Annotated in this window: 18 protein-coding genes and 2 pseudogenes; 18 read left to right on the top strand and 2 right to left on the bottom strand. The window is 48.1% G+C overall.

Annotated features, from left to right (window positions below; genetic code table 11):
* Window positions 1-6 precede the first annotated feature (6 nt).
* The 13 genes and pseudogenes from glgC (at window position 7) to FEK66_RS06150 (ending at window position 15035) form a co-directional block, all read left to right on the top strand.
* Entirely contained in the window at window positions 7-1302 is a 1296-nt protein-coding gene (gene glgC, locus FEK66_RS06210; protein ID WP_130217714.1) for a glucose-1-phosphate adenylyltransferase, read from the top strand.
* Complete coding sequence (gene glgA, locus FEK66_RS06205) at window positions 1302-2735, top strand: glycogen synthase GlgA (RefSeq protein WP_130209037.1); 1434 nt, start codon at window positions 1302-1304, stop codon at window positions 2733-2735. Before glgC ends, glgA begins: the two co-directional genes overlap by 1 nt.
* Window positions 2736-2753: 18 nt before the next feature.
* Complete coding sequence (gene glgP, locus FEK66_RS06200) at window positions 2754-5201, top strand: glycogen phosphorylase (RefSeq protein ID WP_130209035.1); 2448 nt, start codon at window positions 2754-2756, stop codon at window positions 5199-5201.
* 482 nt (window positions 5202-5683) lie between these two features.
* Window positions 5684-6388: a fimbrial protein gene (locus tag FEK66_RS06195; RefSeq protein ID WP_130209033.1), complete on the top strand. Its 705-nt coding sequence runs from the start codon at window positions 5684-5686 to the stop codon at window positions 6386-6388.
* A 120-nt stretch (window positions 6389-6508) separates the two neighbouring features.
* Entirely contained in the window at window positions 6509-7261 is a 753-nt protein-coding gene (locus tag FEK66_RS06190; protein ID WP_130209031.1) for a fimbria/pilus periplasmic chaperone, read from the top strand.
* Window positions 7262-7302: 41 nt separating this feature from the next.
* Window positions 7303-9894: a fimbrial biogenesis usher protein gene (locus tag FEK66_RS06185; RefSeq protein WP_167854255.1), complete on the top strand. Its 2592-nt coding sequence runs from the start codon at window positions 7303-7305 to the stop codon at window positions 9892-9894.
* A complete protein-coding gene (locus tag FEK66_RS06180) occupies window positions 9894-10457 on the top strand; it encodes a fimbrial protein (RefSeq protein ID WP_130209029.1) in 564 nt (187 codons plus the stop codon). Before FEK66_RS06185 ends, FEK66_RS06180 begins: the two co-directional genes overlap by 1 nt.
* Before the next feature lie 7 nt (window positions 10458-10464).
* Window positions 10465-10989, top strand: coding sequence for a fimbrial protein (locus FEK66_RS06175; RefSeq protein WP_135495243.1), 525 nt, complete (start codon window positions 10465-10467; stop codon window positions 10987-10989).
* On the top strand, window positions 10955-11731 hold the full coding sequence (locus tag FEK66_RS06170) for a molecular chaperone (RefSeq protein ID WP_130209025.1): 777 nt from the start codon (window positions 10955-10957) through the stop codon (window positions 11729-11731). The genes FEK66_RS06175 and FEK66_RS06170 overlap by 35 nt, the downstream gene beginning before the upstream one ends.
* Before the next feature lie 13 nt (window positions 11732-11744).
* Complete coding sequence (locus FEK66_RS06165; protein WP_171020822.1) at window positions 11745-12875, top strand: fimbrial protein; 1131 nt, start codon at window positions 11745-11747, stop codon at window positions 12873-12875.
* A 130-nt stretch (window positions 12876-13005) separates the two neighbouring features.
* Window positions 13006-13983 carry a PstS family phosphate ABC transporter substrate-binding protein gene (locus FEK66_RS06160; protein ID WP_135495242.1) on the top strand — a complete coding sequence of 326 codons (978 nt, stop codon included), beginning with the start codon at window positions 13006-13008 and terminating at the stop codon, window positions 13981-13983.
* A gap of 104 nt (window positions 13984-14087) precedes the next feature.
* Window positions 14088-14434 (top strand): annotated as a pseudogene (locus FEK66_RS06155) (hypothetical protein).
* A gap of 2 nt (window positions 14435-14436) precedes the next feature.
* Window positions 14437-15035, top strand: a pseudogene (locus tag FEK66_RS06150) (hypothetical protein).
* A 57-nt stretch (window positions 15036-15092) separates the two neighbouring features.
* On the opposite strand, the gene glpD reads toward FEK66_RS06150, so the two are convergent.
* Window positions 15093-16598 (bottom strand): glycerol-3-phosphate dehydrogenase, encoded by a 1506-nt coding sequence (glpD, locus tag FEK66_RS06145; RefSeq protein ID WP_135410762.1) that lies wholly within the window; start codon window positions 16596-16598, stop codon window positions 15093-15095.
* 189 nt (window positions 16599-16787) lie between these two features.
* On the opposite strand from glpD, the gene glpE reads away from it, so the two are divergent.
* From glpE to FEK66_RS06130, 3 genes are read left to right on the top strand one after another with little or no spacing between them, the layout of a single operon-like run.
* The gene (glpE, locus tag FEK66_RS06140; protein ID WP_130221378.1) at window positions 16788-17114 is read left to right on the top strand and encodes a thiosulfate sulfurtransferase GlpE; all 327 of its coding nucleotides are present in this window, start codon (window positions 16788-16790) and stop codon (window positions 17112-17114) included.
* A 44-nt stretch (window positions 17115-17158) separates the two neighbouring features.
* Window positions 17159-17989, top strand: coding sequence for a rhomboid family intramembrane serine protease GlpG (gene glpG, locus FEK66_RS06135; protein ID WP_130221379.1), 831 nt, complete (start codon window positions 17159-17161; stop codon window positions 17987-17989).
* A 16-nt stretch (window positions 17990-18005) separates the two neighbouring features.
* Window positions 18006-18764: a DeoR/GlpR family transcriptional regulator gene (locus tag FEK66_RS06130; protein WP_130209015.1), complete on the top strand. Its 759-nt coding sequence runs from the start codon at window positions 18006-18008 to the stop codon at window positions 18762-18764.
* Here FEK66_RS06130 and rtcR read toward each other — a convergent pair.
* Window positions 18746-20344 (bottom strand): DNA-binding transcriptional regulator RtcR, encoded by a 1599-nt coding sequence (gene rtcR, locus FEK66_RS06125; protein WP_138211423.1) that lies wholly within the window; start codon window positions 20342-20344, stop codon window positions 18746-18748. The two genes, FEK66_RS06130 and rtcR, sit on opposite strands and share 19 nt — an antisense overlap.
* 186 nt (window positions 20345-20530) lie before the next feature.
* Here rtcR and rtcB point away from each other — a divergent pair, with 186 nt between their 5' ends.
* Together rtcB and rtcA are read left to right on the top strand one after the other, a co-directional pair.
* Window positions 20531-21757 carry an RNA-splicing ligase RtcB gene (gene rtcB / locus FEK66_RS06120; RefSeq protein WP_130209011.1) on the top strand — a complete coding sequence of 409 codons (1227 nt, stop codon included), beginning with the start codon at window positions 20531-20533 and terminating at the stop codon, window positions 21755-21757.
* 3 nt (window positions 21758-21760) lie between these two features.
* Window positions 21761-22777 carry an RNA 3'-terminal phosphate cyclase gene (rtcA, locus tag FEK66_RS06115; protein ID WP_135495326.1) on the top strand — a complete coding sequence of 339 codons (1017 nt, stop codon included), beginning with the start codon at window positions 21761-21763 and terminating at the stop codon, window positions 22775-22777.
* Window positions 22778-22816: the final 39 nt, after the last annotated feature.

Below are 22816 nucleotides of genomic sequence, written 5' to 3'. Positions count from 1 at the left end.
TTAGTCATGGTTAGTTTAGAGAAGAACGATCACTTAATGTTGGCGCGCCAGCTGCCATTGAAATCTGTTGCCCTGATACTGGCGGGAGGACGTGGTACCCGCCTGAAGGATTTAACCAATAAGAGAGCAAAGCCTGCCGTACACTTCGGCGGTAAGTTCCGCATTATCGACTTTGCGCTGTCCAACTGCATCAACTCTGGGATCCGTCGTATGGGCGTGATCACCCAGTACCAGTCTCACACCCTGGTGCAGCATATTCAGCGCGGCTGGTCGTTCTTCAATGAAGAAATGAACGAGTTTGTCGACCTGCTGCCCGCGCAGCAGAGAATGAAAGGGGAAAACTGGTATCGCGGTACCGCAGACGCGGTCACTCAAAACCTCGATATCATCCGCCGCTATAAAGCGGAGTATGTGGTGATCCTGGCTGGTGACCACATCTACAAGCAAGACTACTCGCGAATGCTTATCGACCACGTCGAAAAAGGTGCGCGTTGTACTGTTGCTTGTATGCCAGTACCGATTGAAGAAGCCTCTGCATTTGGCGTTATGGCAGTCGATGAAAACGATAAAATTATCGAATTTGTTGAAAAACCTGCTAACCCGCCATCAATGCCAAACGATCCGAGCAAATCTCTGGCGAGTATGGGTATCTACGTCTTTGACGCCGACTATCTATATGAATTGCTGGAAGAAGACGATCGTGATGAAAATTCCAGCCACGACTTTGGTAAAGATTTGATTCCAAAAATCACCGAAGCAGGCCTGGCTTATGCGCATCCATTCCCTCTATCTTGCGTACAGTCTGACCCAGACGCCGAGCCGTACTGGCGCGATGTGGGAACGCTGGAAGCTTACTGGAAAGCGAACCTTGATCTGGCCTCTGTGGTGCCGGAACTGGATATGTACGATCGCAACTGGCCAATTCGCACCTACAATGAATCATTGCCACCAGCGAAATTCGTTCAGGATCGCTCCGGTAGCCATGGGATGACCCTTAACTCACTGGTTTCCGGCGGTTGTGTAATCTCTGGTTCAGTGGTGGTGCAGTCCGTTCTGTTCTCGCGCGTTCGTGTTAATTCATTCTGCAACATTGATTCCGCCGTATTGTTACCGGAAGTATGGGTAGGTCGCTCGTGCCGTCTGCGCCGCTGTGTCATTGACCGCGCGTGTGTCATTCCGGAAGGCATGGTGATTGGTGAGGATGCAGAGGAAGATGCACGTCGTTTCTATCGTTCAGAAGAAGGCATCGTGCTGGTTACGCGCGAAATGCTACGGAAGTTAGGGTATAAACAGGAGCGATAATGCAGGTTTTACATGTATGTTCAGAGATGTTCCCGCTGCTTAAAACCGGCGGTCTGGCTGATGTTATTGGGGCATTACCCGCAGCACAAATCGCAGACGGCGTTGACGCTCGCGTACTGTTGCCTGCATTTCCCGATATTCGCCGTGGCGTGACCGATGCGCAGGTGGTATCTCGTCGTGATACCTTTGCCGGGCATATCACGCTGCTGTTCGGACATTACAACGGGGTTGGTATTTACCTGATTGACGCGCCGCATCTCTACAATCGTCCCGGAAGCCCGTATCACGATACCAACTTATTTGCCTACACTGACAACGTGTTGCGTTTTGCGCTGTTGGGGTGGGTCGGGGCAGAAATGGCCAGTGGGCTGGACCCATTCTGGCGCCCTGATGTGGTGCACGCGCACGACTGGCATGCCGGCCTTGCGCCTGCGTATCTGGCGGCACGCGGGCGTCCGGCGAAGTCGGTGTTTACTGTGCACAATCTGGCCTATCAAGGCATGTTTTATGCACATCACATGAATGACATCCAATTGCCATGGTCATTCTTTAATGTTCACGGGCTGGAGTTCAACGGGCAAATCTCTTTCCTGAAAGCCGGACTGTATTACGCTGACCATATTACAGCGGTTAGTCCGACCTACGCTCGCGAGATTACTGAACCACAGTTTGCCTACGGTATGGAAGGTTTACTTCAGCAGCGTCATCGTGAAGGGCGACTTTCCGGCGTACTGAACGGCGTGGACGAGAAAATCTGGAGTCCAGAGACGGACTTACTTTTAGCCTCGCGTTACACCCGCGATTCATTGGAGGATAAAGCGGAGAATAAGCGCCAGTTGCAAATCGCAATGGGGCTTAAGGTTGACGATAAAGTGCCGCTTTTTGCAGTGGTGAGCCGTCTGACCAGCCAGAAAGGCCTGGATCTGGTGTTAGAAGCCTTACCGGGCCTTCTGGAACAGGGCGGACAACTGGCGCTGCTCGGCGCGGGCGATCCGGTATTGCAGGAAGGTTTCCTTGCTGCAGCAGCGGAACACCCCGGTCAGGTTGGTGTACAGATTGGTTATCACGAAGCATTTTCGCATCGCATTATGGGCGGCGCGGACGTCATTCTGGTGCCCAGTCGTTTTGAACCGTGCGGCTTAACGCAACTTTATGGATTGAAGTACGGCACGCTGCCGTTAGTGCGGCGTACCGGTGGGCTTGCTGATACGGTTTCTGACTGTTCTCTTGAGAACCTTGCAGATGGCGTCGCCAGTGGGTTTGTCTTTGAAGATAGTAATGCCTGGTCGTTGTTACGGGCTATTCGACGCGCTTTTGTTCTATGGTCCCGCCCTTCATTGTGGCGGTTTGTGCAACGTCAGGCTATGGCAATGGATTTTAGCTGGCAGGTCGCGGCGAAGTCGTACCGTGAGCTTTACTATCGCTTGAAATAGTTTTCAGGAAACGCCTATATGAATGCTCCGTTTACATATTCATCGCCCACGCTTAGCGTAGAAGCTCTTAAGCACTCTATCGCTTATAAACTGATGTTTACGATTGGCAAGGATCCTGTCGTTGCCAATAAACATGAATGGCTGAACGCAACGTTATTTGCTGTGCGCGATCGTCTCGTGGAGCGCTGGTTACGCTCGAATCGTGCCCAGCTGTCGCAAGAAACTCGTCAGGTTTACTATCTGTCGATGGAGTTTTTGATCGGTCGTACTCTCTCCAACGCCATGCTGTCGTTAGGTATTTATGACGATGTCCAGGGAGCGCTGGAGTCGATGGGATTGAATCTCGAAGAGTTGATTGATGAGGAAAATGACCCTGGCCTCGGTAACGGCGGTCTGGGGCGTCTGGCGGCCTGCTTCCTGGATTCTCTGGCGACTTTAGGGTTACCAGGTCGCGGCTACGGTATTCGTTACGACTACGGCATGTTCAAGCAGAACATCGTTAACGGCAGCCAGAAAGAGTCACCGGACTACTGGCTGGAATACGGCAACCCGTGGGAATTTAAACGACACAATACGCGCTACAAAGTGCGTTTTGGCGGACGTATTCAGCAAGAAGGCAAGAAAACTCGCTGGATTGAAACTGAAGAAATTCTGGCCGTTGCTTATGACCAGATAATCCCCGGCTATGACACTGACGCAACTAATACCCTGCGTTTATGGAGCGCACAAGCCAGTAGCGAAATTAACCTGGGTAAATTCAATCAGGGTGACTACTTCGCGGCGGTGGAAGACAAAAACCACTCCGAGAACGTATCTCGCGTACTGTACCCGGACGACTCCACTTATTCCGGGCGTGAACTGCGTCTGCGTCAGGAATACTTCCTGGTTTCCTCGACCATTCAGGACATTTTAAGCCGCCATTATCAGCTGCATAAAACCTACGATAATCTGGCAGATAAAATCGCGATTCATCTCAATGACACCCATCCGGTGCTGTCGATTCCTGAATTGATGCGTCTGCTGATTGACGAGCATAAATTCAGCTGGGATGACGCTTTTGAAGTGTGTTGCGAGGTCTTCTCTTACACCAACCACACGCTGATGAGCGAGGCGCTGGAAACCTGGCCGGTAGATATGCTGGGTAAAATTCTGCCGCGTCACTTGCAGATAATCTTTGAAATTAATGACTATTTCCTGAAAACCTTGCAAGAGCAGTATCCGAACGACACTGACCTGCTGGGACGGGCGTCAATCATTGATGAATCCAACGGGCGTCGTGTGCGGATGGCCTGGCTGGCGGTTGTCGTGAGTCATAAAGTCAACGGTGTTTCGGAGTTGCACTCTAACCTGATGGTGCAGTCACTGTTTGCTGATTTTGCGAAAATCTTCCCGGGTCGTTTCACCAACGTTACCAACGGTGTGACGCCGCGTCGCTGGCTGGCGGTAGCAAACCCATCGCTTTCAGCCGTGCTGGACGAACACCTGGGCCGTAACTGGCGCACCGACCTTAGCCAGCTGAGCGAGCTGCAACAGCACTGTGATTTCCCGATGGTCAACCATGCGGTGCATCAGGCGAAGCTGGATAACAAAAAACGTCTGGCCGAGTACATCGCCCAGCAGTTGAATGTGGTGGTGAATCCGAAGGCGCTGTTTGATGTGCAGATCAAACGTATTCACGAATACAAACGTCAATTGATGAATGTGTTGCACGTTATCACTCGTTATAACCGTATCAAGGCCGATCCGGATGCTAATTGGGTGCCGCGCGTGAATATTTTTGGCGGCAAGGCCGCTTCGGCTTATTACATGGCGAAGCACATTATCCATTTGATCAACGATGTTGCTAAAGTGATCAACAACGATCCGCAGATTGGCGACAAGCTGAAAGTGGTGTTTATTCCGAACTACAGCGTTAGTCTGGCGCAGTTGATCATTCCGGCGGCCGATCTGTCTGAACAGATTTCACTGGCGGGGACGGAAGCCTCCGGCACCAGTAACATGAAGTTTGCTCTTAACGGCGCGCTGACTATCGGTACGCTGGACGGCGCGAACGTCGAGATGCTGGATCATGTCGGTGATGACAATATCTTTATCTTTGGTAACACTGCGGAAGAGGTGGAAGAACTGCGTCGTCAGGGTTACAAACCGCGTGAATACTACGAGAAAGATGAAGAGCTGCATCAGGTGCTGACGCAAATCGGCAGCGGCGTGTTCAGCCCTGAAGACCCAGGCCGTTACCGCGATCTGGTTGATTCGCTGATCAACTTTGGCGACCACTATCAGGTGCTGGCGGATTATCGCAGCTATGTCGATTGTCAGGATAAAGTCGACGAACTCTACGAGCGTCAGGAAGAGTGGACTGCAAAAGCGATGCTGAACATCGCCAATATGGGCTACTTCTCTTCAGACCGTACGATAAAAGAGTACGCCGATCATATCTGGCATATTGATCCAGTGAGATTGTAAGTTCGTAAAGTGATAACTGCCGTGTGTTCCCTTAAAGCTACCGTTAATGGGCACACGGCATTTTTATATCAGATAAACAAAATATCATGAAAATTTACATATGCTATCAATATATAATTAATATTTGTTATTTATTAATAAGGTACCTCATCAGGGAATGTTCCATATAACGAACATTATAAATAAATAATAAATCATTTGTCGTGTTTATATATTTACTCACTCCTCAGTTCTTCTTTCTAAAATAAACTCCTTTGTTTTCAAATGACTGTATTTTTATATAAAGTCAATTATTGCGAGCATTGATTCTTTTAGTTACATTACCAAGCAGCTCATATAATATTTTCCAGCCATTCTATCTCTTAATTTTTCTGGGATTAACCACACCAGCTTTATTCATTTAAATAATGTGATTTGTTAAAGCTGAATGTAAAAATAATCGCCAATATTGCTTGGATTTTTTAACAAAAGGAAAGGTATAAATGAAATTCAATCTATCTAATTTATCCGTAGTTTTACTCGCATCAGGTATGCTGATGTCAACTGCGGTAACTGCTGCGCCAGGCGATGCATCACAATTTGGTGGTGCGGATACAGACTGGAGCACCGTTGATTATCCAAAACTCACCGATATGGATAGCAACACCGATGCGATGGGCGGAAACATCCGCTTTACTGGTCGTGTGGTTAAAGCGACGTGTAAGGTTGCTACAGAATCGAAACAGATTGAAGTGGTACTGCCAGTCGTACCTTCTAACGCTTTCACGGGCATTGATACCGAAGCAACGGGTGCCAGTAACCAGACTGACTTCAACATTAAACTGACCGACTGCAGCAATACAGACAGTCAAAACATTGAATTTCGTTTTACTGGCGTAGCAGACAGTGCCAACCAGACGCTTGCCAATGAAGTTGAAGGGGCCGCTGATGCTGATAGTACTGGCGAAGCAGGTGCAACAGGTGTAGGGATTCGTATTTATTCTAAAAACACTACAGCTGATGGTCTGATTAAACTGAATACACAAACTCCTCAGGGGAGTAGTTCTTCGGCAGCTTACGTGATTCCTGGCGATGCAGCCAAACATGATTATACTGCGGCATTTACTGCGGGCTATGCGCAGAACGGTAGTACCGTTGCACCAGGTCTGGTGAAAGCTACGGCAAGTTTCGTTGTGCTGTACGAATAATTACAGCAAGATAATTTCAGGTTACAGTTAATTGTAGCCTGAAATTAATATTACGTGTTTATTTATAATAAATAGACACGTATCAGCAATTACAATTAATTTCATCTACAAGGATGCAGTATGAGATGGATTTCAAAAAATAAATGTTTAGCCAATAGAAATATAAATTCTTTGCTGAAGACTCAATATGCCATAAGGGCAGCGGCTCTATTTTTGCTGTCCGCCATATCTGTCAACGCTATGGCTGCGGGTGGTTTCGGTCTTGGTTCTACGCGTCTGGTTTATCCATCTGACAGTCAGCAGATTACGTTAAGTGTACAGAATGGTGGGGCTAACACCAGCTATTTAATCCAGTCATGGATTGATGACAATCAAAGCAGTAAAAAAAGTCAGGATTTTGTGGTTACGCCTCCTTTATTTATGTTGCCAACCCGAAAAGAGGCATCATTGAGGATAATGTTTATTGGCAAATCGCAGTTACCGACTGATCGAGAGACATTATTCTGGATGAATGTGAAAGCGATTCCGCCGACGGATGAGAAGAATACTCAGAAAAACACGTTACAACTGGCGTTACAAAACAGAATTAAATTATTTTACCGTCCGACTAATTTACCCATTCAGGCTGGTAAAGCACGGGATATGCTGCGATTTAAATACGAAGGTAAACAGCTGAGAATCATTAATCCTTCTCCCTATTACCTGACGGTGACAGGAATCAGGATGCAAGGGGCAAAATTACCCAATGCGTTTGTTCCCCCGAAAAGTGACATCACAGTTTCTTCTCCGGTGACGTTAGCGGGCGAAATTACTTATCAAACTATCAATGATTACGGTGCCACAACGGCCAGGCAAAAGGGAACGATGCAATAAACCTGGAAGATTAAAACGTTAAAGCAACTCAGGTCAGGGATATGAACCTAAAGCTCAGAAAACTCGAACACTGGATGGCAAGGAAAAAGCAGATGAGGCTGTGTATACCGCTTCTCCTGACACTTTTGCCTACGTGTTCAGTGGCGGGTATGCGCTTTAATCCTGCCTTTTTGTCGGGTGATACAGAAGCTGTTGCTGATTTATCTCGTTTTGAGAAAGGGATGACGTATCTGCCAGGTAGCTATGAGGTTGAAATATGGGTCAATGATTCGCCTTTGACATCACGTAAGGTTACTTTCAAAGCTGATGAGCAGAATCAGTTGATTCCCTGTTTTTCGCTCGATGAGTTAGTTACTTTAGGAATTAACAAAAGTGCATTGCCGGAGCAGGCGCAAGCAGAGGGAAATCATTGTCTCGATTTACGCATATGGTTTGCTGAAGTTCAATATACTCCTGAACTGGATGCGCAACGACTCAAACTGACCTTCCCGCAGGCAATATTAAAGCATGAAGCACGTGGTTATATCCCACCTGAGGAATGGGATAATGGTATCCCGGCAGTTCTTATTAATTATGACTTTTCTGGTAACAGCGATCGTGGAGACTATGCGTCTGATAGTTATTATTTAAATCTTCGTTCAGGTTTAAATTTAGGGGCGTGGCGTTTTCGTGATTATTCTACATGGAGTCGTTCAGCTAATTCATCGGGTAAAATTGCACATGTGAGTAGTACGTTACAACGAGTAATTATTCCTTTTAAAAGTGAGTTAACACTAGGTGATACCTGGTCTTCATCGGATATTTTCGACAGCGTGAGTATTCGTGGTGCTAAACTTGAATCCGATGAAAACATGCTACCAGATAGCCAAAGTGGTTTTGCCCCCACTGTGCGCGGTATTGCTAAAAGTAATGCTCAGGTAACGATTAAACAAAATGGCTATGTTATTTATCAGACATATACTCCTCCCGGACCTTTTGAAATCAACGATCTGAACCCTACGTCTTCCGCAGGGGATTTGGAAGTTACGATCAAAGAGTCTGATAATTCCGAAACTGTCTATACTATTCCTTACGCCGCTGTACCCATCCTTCAACGCGAAGGACATATTAAATATTCCGCAACTGCCGGTAAATATCGTAGTAATAGCTATAATCAAAATAATCCGAATATCTTTCAAGGCGATTTGATTTGGGGGTTACCCTGGGATATTACCGCCTATGGAGGGATACAATACTCTGATAATTATCGGGCAATAGCACTCGGGCTTGGGTTCAACCTTGGTATGTTTGGTGCGACCTCATTTGATTTGACGCAAGCCAATAGCACACTTGCTGATGGCAGTAAACATCAAGGGCAATCGTACCGTTTTCTATATTCAAAATCGTTAGTGCAAACAGGTACAGCTTTTCAGATTATTGGTTATCGCTACTCGACGGAGGGATTTTATTCGTTGAGTGATACCACATACAAACAAATGTCGGGTACGGTTATCGATCCAGATACCCTTAATGAAAAAGACTATGTTTATAACTGGAATGATTTTTATAATTTACGTTATAACAAAAAAGGAAAATTTCAGGCAAATATATCACAACCATTGGGCGAATATGGCTCTATGTATTTGGCAGCGAGTCAACAAACTTACTGGAATACGAATAATAAAGATACCTTATACCAGGCTGGCTATAATACGAGTGTGCATGGGGTTTATTTAAACATTGCTTATAATTACAGCAAATCACCAGGTTCAGATGCGGACAGAATCTTATCCGTCAATATATCATTGCCGATCAGCAATTGGTTATCACCAGCAGTCGATGGGCGCACTGCGACAAATTCTATGACAGCGACCTATGGTTACAGTCAGGATAATAGCGGTCATGTGAATCAGTATGCTGGAGTATCTGGCTCACTGCTGGAACAACATAATCTCAACTATAATATTCAACAAAATTTTGCCAATCAGAATAATACCGGAAATGGCTCGGTAGGTTTAAATTACCGCGGTACTTATGGTTCACTAAATTCCGGATACAGCTACGATAATAATGGTAACCAGCAATTCAACTATGGTTTAAGTGGCGCCTTGGTTGTTCACGAAAATGGTATCACGCTAAGCCAGCCGTTAGGTGAAAAAAATATACTGATAAAAGCACCTGGGGCAAACAATGTAAATGTGGAACGCGGAACGGGGGTTAAGACAGACTGGCGTGGCTATGCTGTCGTACCTTATGCCACGGAATATCGGCGTAATAATATCTCTTTAGACCCTATGTCTATGAACATGCATACAGAATTAGATGCCACTAGCATGGAAGTGATACCCAGTAAAGGCGCTTTAGTTCGCGCTGAGTTTAATGCCCATGTCGGTATTCGTGCTTTATTTAATTTGAGCTATCGTAATAAACCAGTTCCATTTGGTGCGACGGCCAGTGTACCCACTGAGGGAACCACTCAGATTACAGGAATAGTGGGTGACAGTGGGCAGGTTTATCTCTCCGGTTTGCCTTTGCAAGGCATAATAAATATACAGTGGGGAGAAAGTTCTTATCAGCAATGTCAGGCAAGCTATCAATTACCGGAAAGTGAGCTAGATAATGCTATTAGCTATGCAAATCTGGAGTGCCGCTGATGAATATATTACAGAAATTTATTTTATTAATTTTCACTTCATTATCCATGATGGTGGTTTCATATAATGCACTGGCTAACGATACCGTAGTGGTCACATTTACAGGCCAGTTATTAGCAAAAACGTGTGATATTACAGCTGGAAGTAAAGACCAGCCAGTAAACATGGGAACTTATGACGTCAATGATTTTTTAAATGTGGGAGATGTTTCTGGTAGCCGTACATTTACAATAAATCTGGAAGGGTGTCCAACGACAACCAGCACTGTTTATAGTTCAGGAGTTAGTGCTAATGTGCGGTTTAGCGGGGATACAGATGCTATCAATACCACTTTATTACGCCTTACTTCCAGTGCAGATAGCGCAACTGGAGTGGGCGTCGAAATTTTAGATAGCAATGATAAAATTATAGCAATTAATGGTGAGTCAGGCTTCCGGGAATTAGTTTTAGATAATAATGGCGATGCCAGTTTGGCCTTTAAACTCCGCTATAAGTCAACTCAGCAAAACGTACATGCGGGGCAGGCGAATGCACTGTTGTACTTTGATATAGACTATCAGTGAGGATAATATGACTCGCTATTGGAATTTAATTGCTCTGTTATTCTCTGTGATATCCATGTCATCCATTGCTGATGATACAACGCATGCAGGTATTGTACGTATAGAAGGAATAATAACGGCAAAGACTTGTATTGTTGCCGATGAGTCTAAAAATTTCACGGTTAACATGCCTGATGTTCCCAGTTATAGGGTTAAAAATTCAGGGGATATCACTGAAAAAATTGACTTCTCTATAAAATTAACCCGATGTGGCAGTGATGTCAGTAATGCCAATATCAAATTTGATGGAGCATCAGTGAGTGAAGATACCACTCTGTATAAACTGGAAGAGGGATCTGTTGAGGGGTTAGCACTGGCTATTTATGATAACAACAAACAAAGTATTAGTAATGGTATAAAAAGTACCAGTTATGCCCTTACGCCATTGGTAGATAATACATTGCATTTCTTTGCTGCTTATAAAGCGATAAAAAATGATGTACAACCAGGAGATGCGAATGCATCAGTTTCCTTTATCGTCACTTATGATTAATGTGCTGATATGCTTTTTAATATGTTGCGTAAATGCGCAAGCAGGGGTTGTCGTTGGCGGTACCCGTTTTGTTTACCCAGAAAAGCAGTCATCAATTTCGGTCGAGCTTAAAAATACTGCCAGTAAAGATATGCTGGTTAAAATTTCCGTGACACCTGATGATGGACGTCAGTTAAATGGGACAGTAGAATCTCAGCCTTTACTTCCAGATAAGGCATTTATTGCTACGCCACCATTATTGGTTCTTAAACAAGATAAAAATACCAAAATAAGAATTAATCGCGTAGGTGGTCAGTTACCTACAGATCGTGAGAGTTTATTTATACTGAATGTTGCTGCGTTACCTGCTCAGGAACAAGACTCACAGCTTAAGCACGAAAATCAACTCCAGGTAGCTGTACGCAACCGGATGAAAATATTTTATCGCCCGGAGGCGTTATCAGGTAATCCACTTAACGCTTATCAGCAGTTACGCTGGTCGCGAAGCAATGAGGCTGTCACTGTTTTTAATCCTACTCCCTGGTATGTGACACTCTATAATTTATCTATTGATGGTAAAAACATAAATGGTGGCATGGTCGCACCATTTAGCCATCGTCAACAGAATTGGTGTCAGGGGCAAGGATATTGCGAGATTAACTGGCAGACGTTGGATCTTTACAATAATGCTTTACCTGTATGGAGTGTGAAATTAAATGTTTTGCAAAATAATGCTATGGGTACAGCAGCGATACATGGATAACTGGAGAGGCATGATGTTTACTTGTTTTTGGGGAAATGTAAAAGCAATTTTTATATTTTCTATTCTTTTAATCAGTAATTTCTATAACATTGTGTATGCTGAAGATATGGGACGTGATCGCGCTTTTTGTTATCCTGGTTCTCCTGGTAATAACAGTACGCCAGCAGTATTTTCTTATAATTTTGGTACTATTACTGTCTCTGATGTCAATAATAACTCTCCTGGAACGGTATTACCAACGCAGAACTGGAAAATAGGGCGTTATAAGGCATATTGCAATTCTCTTGATGATTATGAAGTTTATTTTTCCGGTGTGTCTGGAATTGACCCGTCGGGAGCATCTGGTGATCATCAGGGGAGCGATATATTTATTCCTCTGACTCATGAAATATCTGTCTCGACACATATAAAACTCTATAATAAAAATGGCACAATGACAGATAAAACAGTACCTTTTGATAACTATAGCACCAATTATCCAGCAGACAGAAGTAAACCATCTGATTGGACCTCAGGAACAGAGGGATATATAAAAATCAGACTGGATAAAAAAATAATATCCGATGTCTCAATAAATAGTGTGCTACTAGTTTCTTTGTACGTTAGCCAGTTCCCAACTGAACATGGCCCCGTTCCTGTATTTAATGCTTATATTGGCAACTTAAATATTGAGGTTCCACAAGGCTGCACAATTAATGAGGGCACCAGTTTTACCGTTAATATGCCTGATGTCTGGGCTAGTGAGTTAAGTCGGGCTGGCGCTGGAGTGAAGCCAACAGGTATTTCTCCAGTTGCAACCACTATTCCGATCAATTGCACGAACAAAGATATTGATGCCGTAATGACGCTGGTTTTTGATGGAAATATTTCATCAACGAGAGATGTTAACGGTCGGCAAAGTATTCTTCAGGCGGAGGATAACCCAGACGTTGGCATTATGATTATGGATAGCCAACAGGAGTCCGTAGATTTGAACGCTCTTGCTACTCATGTTGGAGTACCATTTAAGTTAATAGAAAACCGGGCAGCATCCGCTCAGACGGCAGACGTGACTTTTCTGTCTCTCCCCGTCAGTACCACAGGGCGACTACCTGCCGCGGGGCGTTATAACGCCCTGGCTGTTTTACGGGTGGAATATCAGTGATATGTGAGTCAGTGCAGAAACGGATTAGCCCGCTTTTAGCCATCGGTAGGGCAGAGCCTGGTGGAAGATGTGGGATATGTGCCGATGTATCCAACAATGAAATAAAATTCGATGCAAAGGAATCAGCGCGATGAATAAATTCACAGGCGTTTTACTGTTAGGTGCAGTATTACTGGCGGGATGCGCCGACCGGGAAGCCTACTATAACAGTGTCAGGGAAGAAGAGAGTCGGGGACTGACTTCTCTGCGGGGAGAACCTGAATTACGTTACAGCGATGATTGGTCAAGATGGCCGAGAGTGTACGGTGCAACAGCTTTATACCCGCTGTATGCTTCTGCATATTATGAATTAGTACCGGAGCCGAAAGATGCGGATCAAACTTCGCTGGCCTGGCAGGCGTATGGTTTACAGCAAACCCGAACAGCGGAAGCCTACGATAGTCTGATTAAAGGTACTGCGACAGTTATTTTTGTCGCGCAACCTTCTGAAGGACAGAAAAAACGTGCAGAAGAAGCGGGAGTTAAGCTGAAATATACCGCGTTTGCCCGCGAAGCCTTTGTCTTTATCGTTGATATCAAAAACCCGGTTAATTCGCTTAGCGAACAGCAGGTCAAAGACATTTTTAGCGGTAAAGTGAGTCGCTGGAATAAAGTAGGCGGTGGTGACGACCGCATAAAAGTCTGGCAGCGGCCAGAAGATTCAGGAAGCCAAACGGTTATGAAGGGACTGGTTATGCAAGACACTCCAATGCTGCCAGCCAAAAAATCCACTGTTATTGATCTTATGGGCGGTTTAATTACCGAAGTCGCCGACTATCAAAACACACCATCTTCCATTGGATACACCTTCCACTATTACGTCACACGTATGAATGACAATATGCTCAAAATGCGCAAACAGATCAAACTGCTGGCTATAAACGGTGTTGCGCCTACAGAGGAAAATATCCGTAACGGCACTTATCCGTACATAATTGATGCTTATATGGTGACGCGTGAAAACCCCACGCCGGAGACGCAGAAATTCGTCGACTGGTTTTTAAGCCCGCAGGGGCAGCAATTGGTAGAGGATGTGGGATATGTGCCGCTGTATAAAACGCAACCTTAAAGCAGGAGAAATAATATGGATACTACTATTATTCGCCTGAACGCAGCAAATGTTCGTTTTATCTATCAACCGTTTACACGCGACCAGCGGGCGAGGGGATAATTATGCAACCCAGCCCCGCCATGCAGGCATTAATTGAGCAGATATATCACACCTTTCACCGTTATCCAGTGCCGAAGCAATGTGTGGTTTGTTGTGAATATTGCCTGAGTCAGCAGGAACAAATAGCAGCTTTGAGCAGGATGATGACGATAAAACTATTACCGCCCAAATCAATACCTGGGCTGACAACAAGCAATCCATCCTGAAAGAACGCGCGCGGCAAGCGATTGAAAACCCGCTTAAACAGCCTGAACAGGGCACACGATATCAGGTCTGGGAAGATGACTGGATGGTTGATGAGTGTTTATGCGCGATGTATGACGCATCATCCGAATCATCAGGACAATAAAGATGAATAAAATCAGACTTTATATTCCCCCGCTAATTCTCGGCTTTATTATTGTACCGTTGTTGATATGGCCGACGGTAGTTGCGCTGGCTGCTTCTGTTATAACGCTGAGTTTTCTGGGGGAGATACTGTTCTCTATCCCGCTCATGATCAGGCGTATTTCATTTCTGGAATTACAACTTTGGTTATCGGTCGAATATGCGCTTTTCTTCTGTGTAATGTGCTGCGTCGGTTGGCAATTTGCTCGCAGAACGCCACCTAAATTAAAAAGAAAACTGCATTGTTGGCTGGTATTTGCACCAGTTTATTTCTGGCTGCTCCTGTGGAATATCATTTTTTACGTCGCACCAGCGAAAATTGCGTTGCTGGAAAATATGCGCAGTTTCTTTCTGACAGTTGTCTGGCCCCCACTGAATTTTTCGCCATTTTGGCCCAACCGTGGACTGGCTTTATCGGTCCGACAAGCGCCCAGCTTGGTTTTGCGTTGGGATATTACTGCCAGTGGCGTAGCAAAAATAGAAGCCAGGGGCGGATGTGGAGCGAGTGGGGAACGTGCCTTAGTTTTGTTACGTTGGGTATGATGGCGTGGGCTTTGCGGTAATTCCCTGAATCAAAAAGTAGGTCAGATTGAAATCTGACCTGACCACTTTACGTTAAATCACGACGCCAGCGACAACTTCTGCTGCGTATACTCCACCAGCCACTGACTCACACGAGATTGTTGTTCCGCATTCAGCCACATGCCTTGTTTTGTGCGACGCCACAGGGCATCGTCGGCGCGACGGACCCATTCGTGATCCACCAAGTATTTCAGCTCCGCTTCGTAAAACTCATGACCGAAATCCTCCCCGAGGTCGCTTATCGCCCCCGCATTGCCGAGCAGCAGCTCGCTGTTGCTGCCGTAAGTGCGCGCGTAATGACGTGCCAGCGATTCCGTAATGAATGGATAGCGGCGGCGCAAGCGGGCGGCGTAGTCATCGCGGTCGCCTTCGATGGCACCACCCGGCAGCACGCTCTCTTTCGTCCACGCCGGGCCAATACCCTGATAATACGGCGTCAGTTTTTCCAGCGCATGTTCCGCCAGTTTGCGGTAGGTGGTCAGCTTACCGCCAAATACCGACAGCAGCGGTGCTTTGCCGTTTTCATCATGAATATCAAGGGTGTAATCACGGGTAATAGCCTGCGGCGAATCGGACTCGTCATCACACAGTGGGCGCACGCCGGAGTAGGTCCAGACGATATCGTCCCGGCTTAACTGCTTTTTAAAGTGCGTGTTATACACTTTCAGCAGGTAATTGATTTCACTCTCTTCAATCTTCACTGCTTTTGGATCGCCTTTGTATTCCACATCGGTGGTGCCGATGATGGAAAACTCGTCCATCCACGGGATCACAAAGACAATACGTTTATCTTCGTTTTGCAGAATGTAGGCTTGTTTTTGGGTATGCACGCGCGGCACCACAATATGGCTGCCTTTGATCAGGCGAATGCCATAAGGCGAGGGCAAATGCATGCCGTCGTCGAAGAACTGTTTCACCCACGGGCCAGTGGCGTTAACCAGGCCGCGCGCCTGCCATGTATATTTTTTGCCAGTATCGATATCTTCCGCTTCCACAATCCACAGGCCGTTTTCGCGGCGAGCAGAAGTGGCACGAGTACGAGTAAGCACTTCACCGCCTTTACGCACCACCATCTGGGCGTTGGCGAGTACCAGACGGGCGTCGTCTACCCAACAGTCGGAATATTCGAATCCGCGCTTAATTTCCGGTTTTAACACTGAATTTGCGCCAAAACGCAAACTGGTTGATCCCGGCAGGCTGGTGCGTTTACCCAGATGATCGTACATAAACAGACCAATACGAATCATCCACGCCGGGCGCAGATGTGGGCGATGCGGCAGGCGAAAACGCATCGGGAAGGCGATATGCGGCGCCATTTTCAGTAGCACTTCACGTTCGGCCAGCGCCTCGCTGACCAGTCGGAATTCATAGTGCTCAAGGTAGCGCAGGCCACCGTGAATGAGTTTTGAACTGGCGGAGGAGGTCGCGCAAGCGAGATCCTGGGCTTCCAGCATCAGCACGGATAAACCGCGTCCAGCGGCGTCTGCCGCGATACCAGCACCATTGATGCCGCCACCTATCACAATCAGATCTTTGGTTTCCATGCTGCCCTCATTCACTTTCGTTAAAGCTCATAAATGTTCGTTATCGAACATATTAGCAAAGAATCGCGCTTTGGGTAACATTGAAAAAACATTTTAGAGTGATATGTATAACATTATGGCGTTTATCTGCCGCTTCGACGTAAACTGTGCGGTAAATTTGCCCACTTGTTTGTAAAGAAAGAGAGACGCATGGATCAGTTCGAATGTATTAACGTTGCCGACGCGCACCAGAAGTTGCAGGAAAAAGAGGCGGTGCTGGTCGATATTCGCGATCCACAGAGTTTCGCAATGGGGCATGCGGCGCAGGCTTTCCATTTGACTAACGACACACTGGGCGCGTTTATGCGTGATAACGACTTCGATACGCCGGTGATGGTGATGTGTTACCACGGTAATAGCAGCAAAGGCGCGGCGCAGTATCTGCTGCAACAGGGCTACGATGTGGTCTATAGCATTGATGGCGGTTTTGAAGCCTGGCAACGTCAGTTTCCCACAGAGGTGGCGTACGGCGCGTAAGGCTTTATACTGTCCCCTTTTGTGTGGAATAAGCGACAGCAACAATGTTGATGATTACCTCTTTTGCTAACCCCCGCGTGGCGCAGGCGTTTGTCGATTACATGGCGACGCAGGGTGTTATCCTCACGATTCAACAACATAATCAAAGCGATGTCTGGCTGGCGGATGAATCCCAGGCTGAACGTGTGCGGGCGGAGCTGGCGCGTTTTCTCGAAAACCCGGCTGATCCGCGTTATCTCGCTGCCAGCTGGCAGGCGGGCCATACCGGCAGTGGCCTGCATTATCGCCGTTATCCTTTCTTTGCTGCCTTGCGTGAACGTGCAGGTCCGGTAACCTGGGTGATGATGATCGCCTGCGTGCTGGTGTTTATCGCCATGCAAATCCTTGGCGATCAGGACGTGATGCTATGGTTGGCCTGGCCATTCGATCCGACGCTGAAATTTGAGTTCTGGCGCTACTTCACCCATGCGTTAATGCATTTCTCACTAATGCATATCCTCTTTAACTTGCTCTGGTGGTGGTATCTCGGCGGTGCGGTGGAAAAACGCCTCGGCAGCGGTAAGCTAATTGTCATTACTCTCATTAGCGCCCTGTTAAGTGGCTATGTGCAGCAAAAATTCAGCGGGCCGTGGTTTGGCGGGCTTTCTGGCGTGGTGTATGCGCTGATGGGCTACGTCTGGCTACGTGGCGAACGCGATCCGCAAAGTGGCATTTACCTGCAACGTGGGTTAATCATCTTCGCGCTGATCTGGATTGTCGCCGGATGGTTTGATTTGTTTGGGATGTCGATGGCGAACGGAGCACACATCGCCGGGTTAGCCGTGGGTTTAGCGATGGCTTTTGTTGATTCGCTCAATGCGCGAAAACGAAAATAATTCCAGGGATTTATAAATGAAACAAACACAACGTCACAACGGTATTATCGAACTGGTTAAACAGCAGGGTTATGTCAGCACCGAAGAGCTGGTAGAACATTTCTCCGTCAGCCCGCAGACTATTCGCCGCGACCTCAACGAGCTGGCAGAGCAAAACCTGATCCTGCGCCATCATGGCGGTGCGGCGCTGCCTTCCAGTTCGGTTAACACGCCGTGGCACGATCGCAAGGCCACCCAGACCGAAGAAAAAGAGCGCATCGCCCGTAAAGTGGCGGAGCAAATCCCCAACGGCTCGACGCTGTTTATCGATATCGGCACCACGCCGGAAGCGGTGGCGCACGCGCTGCTCAATCACAGCAATTTGCGCATTGTCACCAACAATCTCAACGTTGCTAACACGTTGATGGTAAAAGAAGATTTTCGCATCATTCTCGCCGGAGGCGAATTACGCAGCCGCGATGGCGGGATCATTGGCGAAGCGACGCTCGATTTTATCTCTCAGTTCCGTCTGGACTTTGGCATTCTGGGGATCAGCGGCATCGATAGCGACGGCTCGCTGCTGGAGTTCGATTACCACGAAGTTCGCACCAAACGCGCCATTATTGAGAACTCGCGTCACGTTATGCTGGTTGTCGATCACTCGAAATTTGGCCGTAACGCGATGGTCAATATGGGCAGCATCAACATGGTTGATGCCGTCTACACCGACGCCCCGCCGCCAGCGGGCGTGATGCAGGTGCTGACGGACCATCATATTCAACTGGAGCTGTGCTGATCCTGCACGGCTTCCCACGTCAGACCAAAACGCGCCAGGTATTTGCGTAGCCGATCCGCGTCATTGACGCTGGCTTTGCCCTGGCGCGAAACATCAAAAAGCTGTCGTCCGGCAGCGGAAAGCGATTTTGCCTGGCGACAAACGGCGATAACGTTTTCCAGTTGCAGGCGGTCGAAGAGATCGATGTTCTCCACCTCTGCGCCTAACAACGTCGTAAGTGCCGAAGGGCGGCTCTCCTGCCAGTTATAGCGCAGACGGTTTATCTCATCTTCAACCACTTCCAGAGTGATGCGTCCGCTAGTGGCAAAGGTTGCCATCCGCGTAACGCTGGCAGAAAGCTCGCGAAAGTTACCGCGCCATGTTGCCTGGGGAGATGTCGCAAAGGCCAGCCAGGTGCGCCGCGCTTCGGTGTTAAAACGCACGCTGTCGCCAGTGAGTGAGGCGTGGCGCTCCACTTCATAATCAAGGTTCGGTTCAATATCTTCCTGGCGCTGGCGTAGACCCGGCAGGGTGAAGGTCCAGAGATTGATCCGCGCGTACAGATCTTCGCGAAATTTGCCTTCGGCAACCAGCTGGCGCAAATCGCGCACCGTTCCGGCGATAAGCTGAAAGTCGCTACTCACCTGGCGATCGCTGCCAAACGGATAAAAGGTTTTCTCTTCAATGGCTTTCAGCAGCATTGCCTGTTCGTCTGCGCCCAGTTCGCCAATCTCATCGAGAAACAACATCCCGCCGTTGGCGCTACGTAGCAGCCCTTCCCGCGATTCCCGCGCCCCGGTAAACGCGCCTTTCACATGACCAAACAGCGTCGACATGGCGGTATCGCCGCGCAGGGTGGCGCAGTTCACCTCAACAAACGCGCCGCTAAACTGATGCCGCGCCTGTTTTAATTCAAAGATGCGTCGCGCCAGAAATGACTTACCTGCGCCTGTCGGGCCGTTAAGCAGAATTGGCGCGCGGGATTTAATCGCCACTTTTTCGATCTGCTCAATCATGCGGTTGAATTGGGGGTTACGCGTGGCAATGCCGGATTTGAGGAAATCGAGGGTTTGCTGGCGTTCTTCAGCAAAGCGGCTGGCGATGGCGTTATAACGGCTTAAATCGAGATCGATGATCGTCACTTCACCTGCGCCGCGCGGTTGTTCTTTTTTGCGCGGTGGTGAAGATTGTATCAGCCGGGCGGGCAGGTAACGCGCTTCCGCCAGTAGAAACCAGCAAATCTGCGCCACGTGGGTGCCGGTGGTGATGTGAATTAAATACTCTTCTTTATCAGGGCGAAACGCGTAGCCACGGGCAAAATCATGCAGGCAGGCGTAAACCTCTTCGAAATCCCACGGGTTATGCAGTTCAATCTCAACGCTCACCACTTCTGTTTCTGGCGAAACGCTGGCGATATCGCGTTTAAGCGTTTCAAATAGCGAGCGCGAGCGGGCGTCGTGCAATAATTCCAGTCGATCGATGACCAACGATTCTTGCTGGCATAAACAGAGTGTCGGGCGCCATTTTGACCAGCGCTGACTACCGCGCCCGGCATAATCCAGCACCGTTCCGACAAAGCCAAAAGCCACTGTTTTACGCATCTTAGATATCCTTATAAAAGACGATATTTCATTATCGGTAAATCGGCTTTGCGGGAAATCTCCGGTTACGGACGTAAAGACATAATCTTTTTTAAAACAATGAATTAAAAAATTAATCTGCTTATTTAATTTTCTGGCACGACGGTTGCAATTATCAGGACATACCAACGAAAAGAGAAAAACAAAATGAATTACGAATTACTGACCACTGAAAATGCCCCGGTAAAAATGTGGACCAAAGGCGTGCCGGTAGAAGCCGATGCGCGTCAGCAACTTATTAATACGGCGAAGATGCCGTTTATTTTCAAACATATTGCGGTAATGCCTGATGTACACCTGGGTAAAGGTTCCACCATTGGTAGCGTGATCCCGACCAAAGGGGCGATTATTCCGGCAGCGGTGGGTGTGGATATCGGTTGTGGAATGAATGCACTGCGTACTGCGTTAACGGCGGCAGACCTGCCTGAAAACCTGGCGGAGCTGCGTCAGGCGATTGAAACTGCCGTACCGCACGGGCGTTCCAATAATCGTAGCCGTCGTGATAAAGGCGCATGGGAAAATCCGCCTGTTAACGTCGATGCTAAATGGGCTGAGCTTGAAGCCGGTTATCAGTGGTTAACGCAAAAATATCCCCGTTTCCTTAACACTAACAACTATAAACACCTGGGAACGCTGGGAACGGGTAACCACTTTATTGAAATCTGCCTTGATGAGTCGGATCAGGTGTGGATTATGCTGCACTCCGGTTCACGCGGAATTGGTAACGCCATCGGAACTTATTTTATCGATCTGGCGCAAAAAGAGATGCAGGACCAGCTTGAAACGCTGCCATCGCGTGACCTGGCGTACTTTATGGAAGGTACGGAATACTTTGATGATTACCTGAAAGCCGTGGCCTGGGCGCAACTTTTTGCCAGCCTTAACCGCGATGCGATGATGGAAAACGTGGTAACGGCGTTGCAGAGCGTTACGCAGAAAAAGGTAAGACAGCCGCAAACGCTGGCGATGGAAGAGATCAACTGTCACCACAACTATGTGCAAAAAGAACAGCACTTTGGCGAAGAGATCTATGTGACGCGTAAAGGGGCGGTGTCTGCGCGTGCTGGTCAATATGGAATTATTCCCGGTTCGATGGGGGCGAAAAGCTTTATCGTCCGTGGGCTGGGAAATGAAGAGTCGTTCTGTTCGTGCAGCCACGGTGCCGGACGGGTAATGAGCCGTACTAAAGCGAAAAAACTGTTCAGCGTGGAAGACCAAATTCGAGCCACCGCGCATGTGGAATGCCGTAAAGATGCCGAAGTGATCGACGAAATCCCGATGGCGTATAAAGATATTGATGCGGTGATGGCGGCACAAAGCGATCTGGTGGAAGTTATCTATACCCTGCGTCAGGTGGTGTGCGTAAAAGGATAAATGATGAAAAGGATGATTGCGCTGGATGGCGCACAGGGCGAAGGCGGCGGGCAGATCCTGCGCTCGGCGCTGAGCCTGTCGATGATAACCGGCAAGCCATTTACCATCACCGGCATTCGTGCCGGACGGGCGAAACCGGGGCTGTTGCGCCAGCATCTGACGGCGGTAAAGGCGGCGACGGAAATTTGCGGAGCAACGGTGGAAGGCGCGGAGCTGGGGTCGCAGCGCCTGGTCTTCCGGCCCGGTAACGTGCGTGGCGGCGATTACCGCTTTGCTATCGGTAGCGCCGGAAGTTGTACGCTGGTGCTGCAAACGGTGCTGCCTGCGCTGTGGTTTGCCGATGGGCCTTCTCGCGTAGAAGTGAGCGGCGGCACTGATAACCCGTCGGCCCCGCCTGCGGATTTTATGCGCCGGGTGCTGGAGCCGCTGCTGGCGAAAATAGGAATTCATCAGCAAACCACACTATTACGCCACGGTTTTTATCCTGCCGGAGGCGGCGTGGTGGCAACGGAAGTCGCGCCCGTGACATCGTTTAACACCTTGCTACTTGGCGAGCGCGGAAACATTACGCGGATGCGTGGTGAGGTGTTACTGGCTGGCGTGCCGAGGCATGTCGCTGAACGTGAAATCGCTACGCTGGCGGGGAGTTTTTCCCTGCATGAGCAGAATATTCATAACCTGCCGCGCGACCAGGGGCCGGGTAATACCGTCTCGCTTGAAGTCGAAAGTGAAAATATTACCGAACGCTTTTTCGTCGTCGGTGAAAAGCGCGTCAGCGCCGAAGTGGTCGCGGCACAACTGATAAAAGAGGTGAAGCGCTACCTGGCAAGCACGGCGGCGGTGGGGGAATATCTTGCTGACCAGCTAGTGTTGCCAATGGCGCTGGCGGGCGCGGGACAATTTACGGTCGCCCATCCCTCATGCCATCTGCTGACCAATATTGCGGTGGTGGAGCGTTTCTTGCCCGTGCGGTTCAGTCTGATAGAAACAGACGGCGTAACGCGAGTGAGCGTTGAATGATGCAGAGATGTCAGCCGGATCTGGCGCGTTATCCGGCTA

It is taken from the genome of Escherichia sp. E1130 (assembly GCF_005781065.1).
Taxonomy (GTDB): domain Bacteria; phylum Pseudomonadota; class Gammaproteobacteria; order Enterobacterales; family Enterobacteriaceae; genus Escherichia.
The sequence above is the reverse complement of the archived record's forward strand: the minus strand, read 5'-3'. Positions and strand labels throughout refer to the sequence as shown.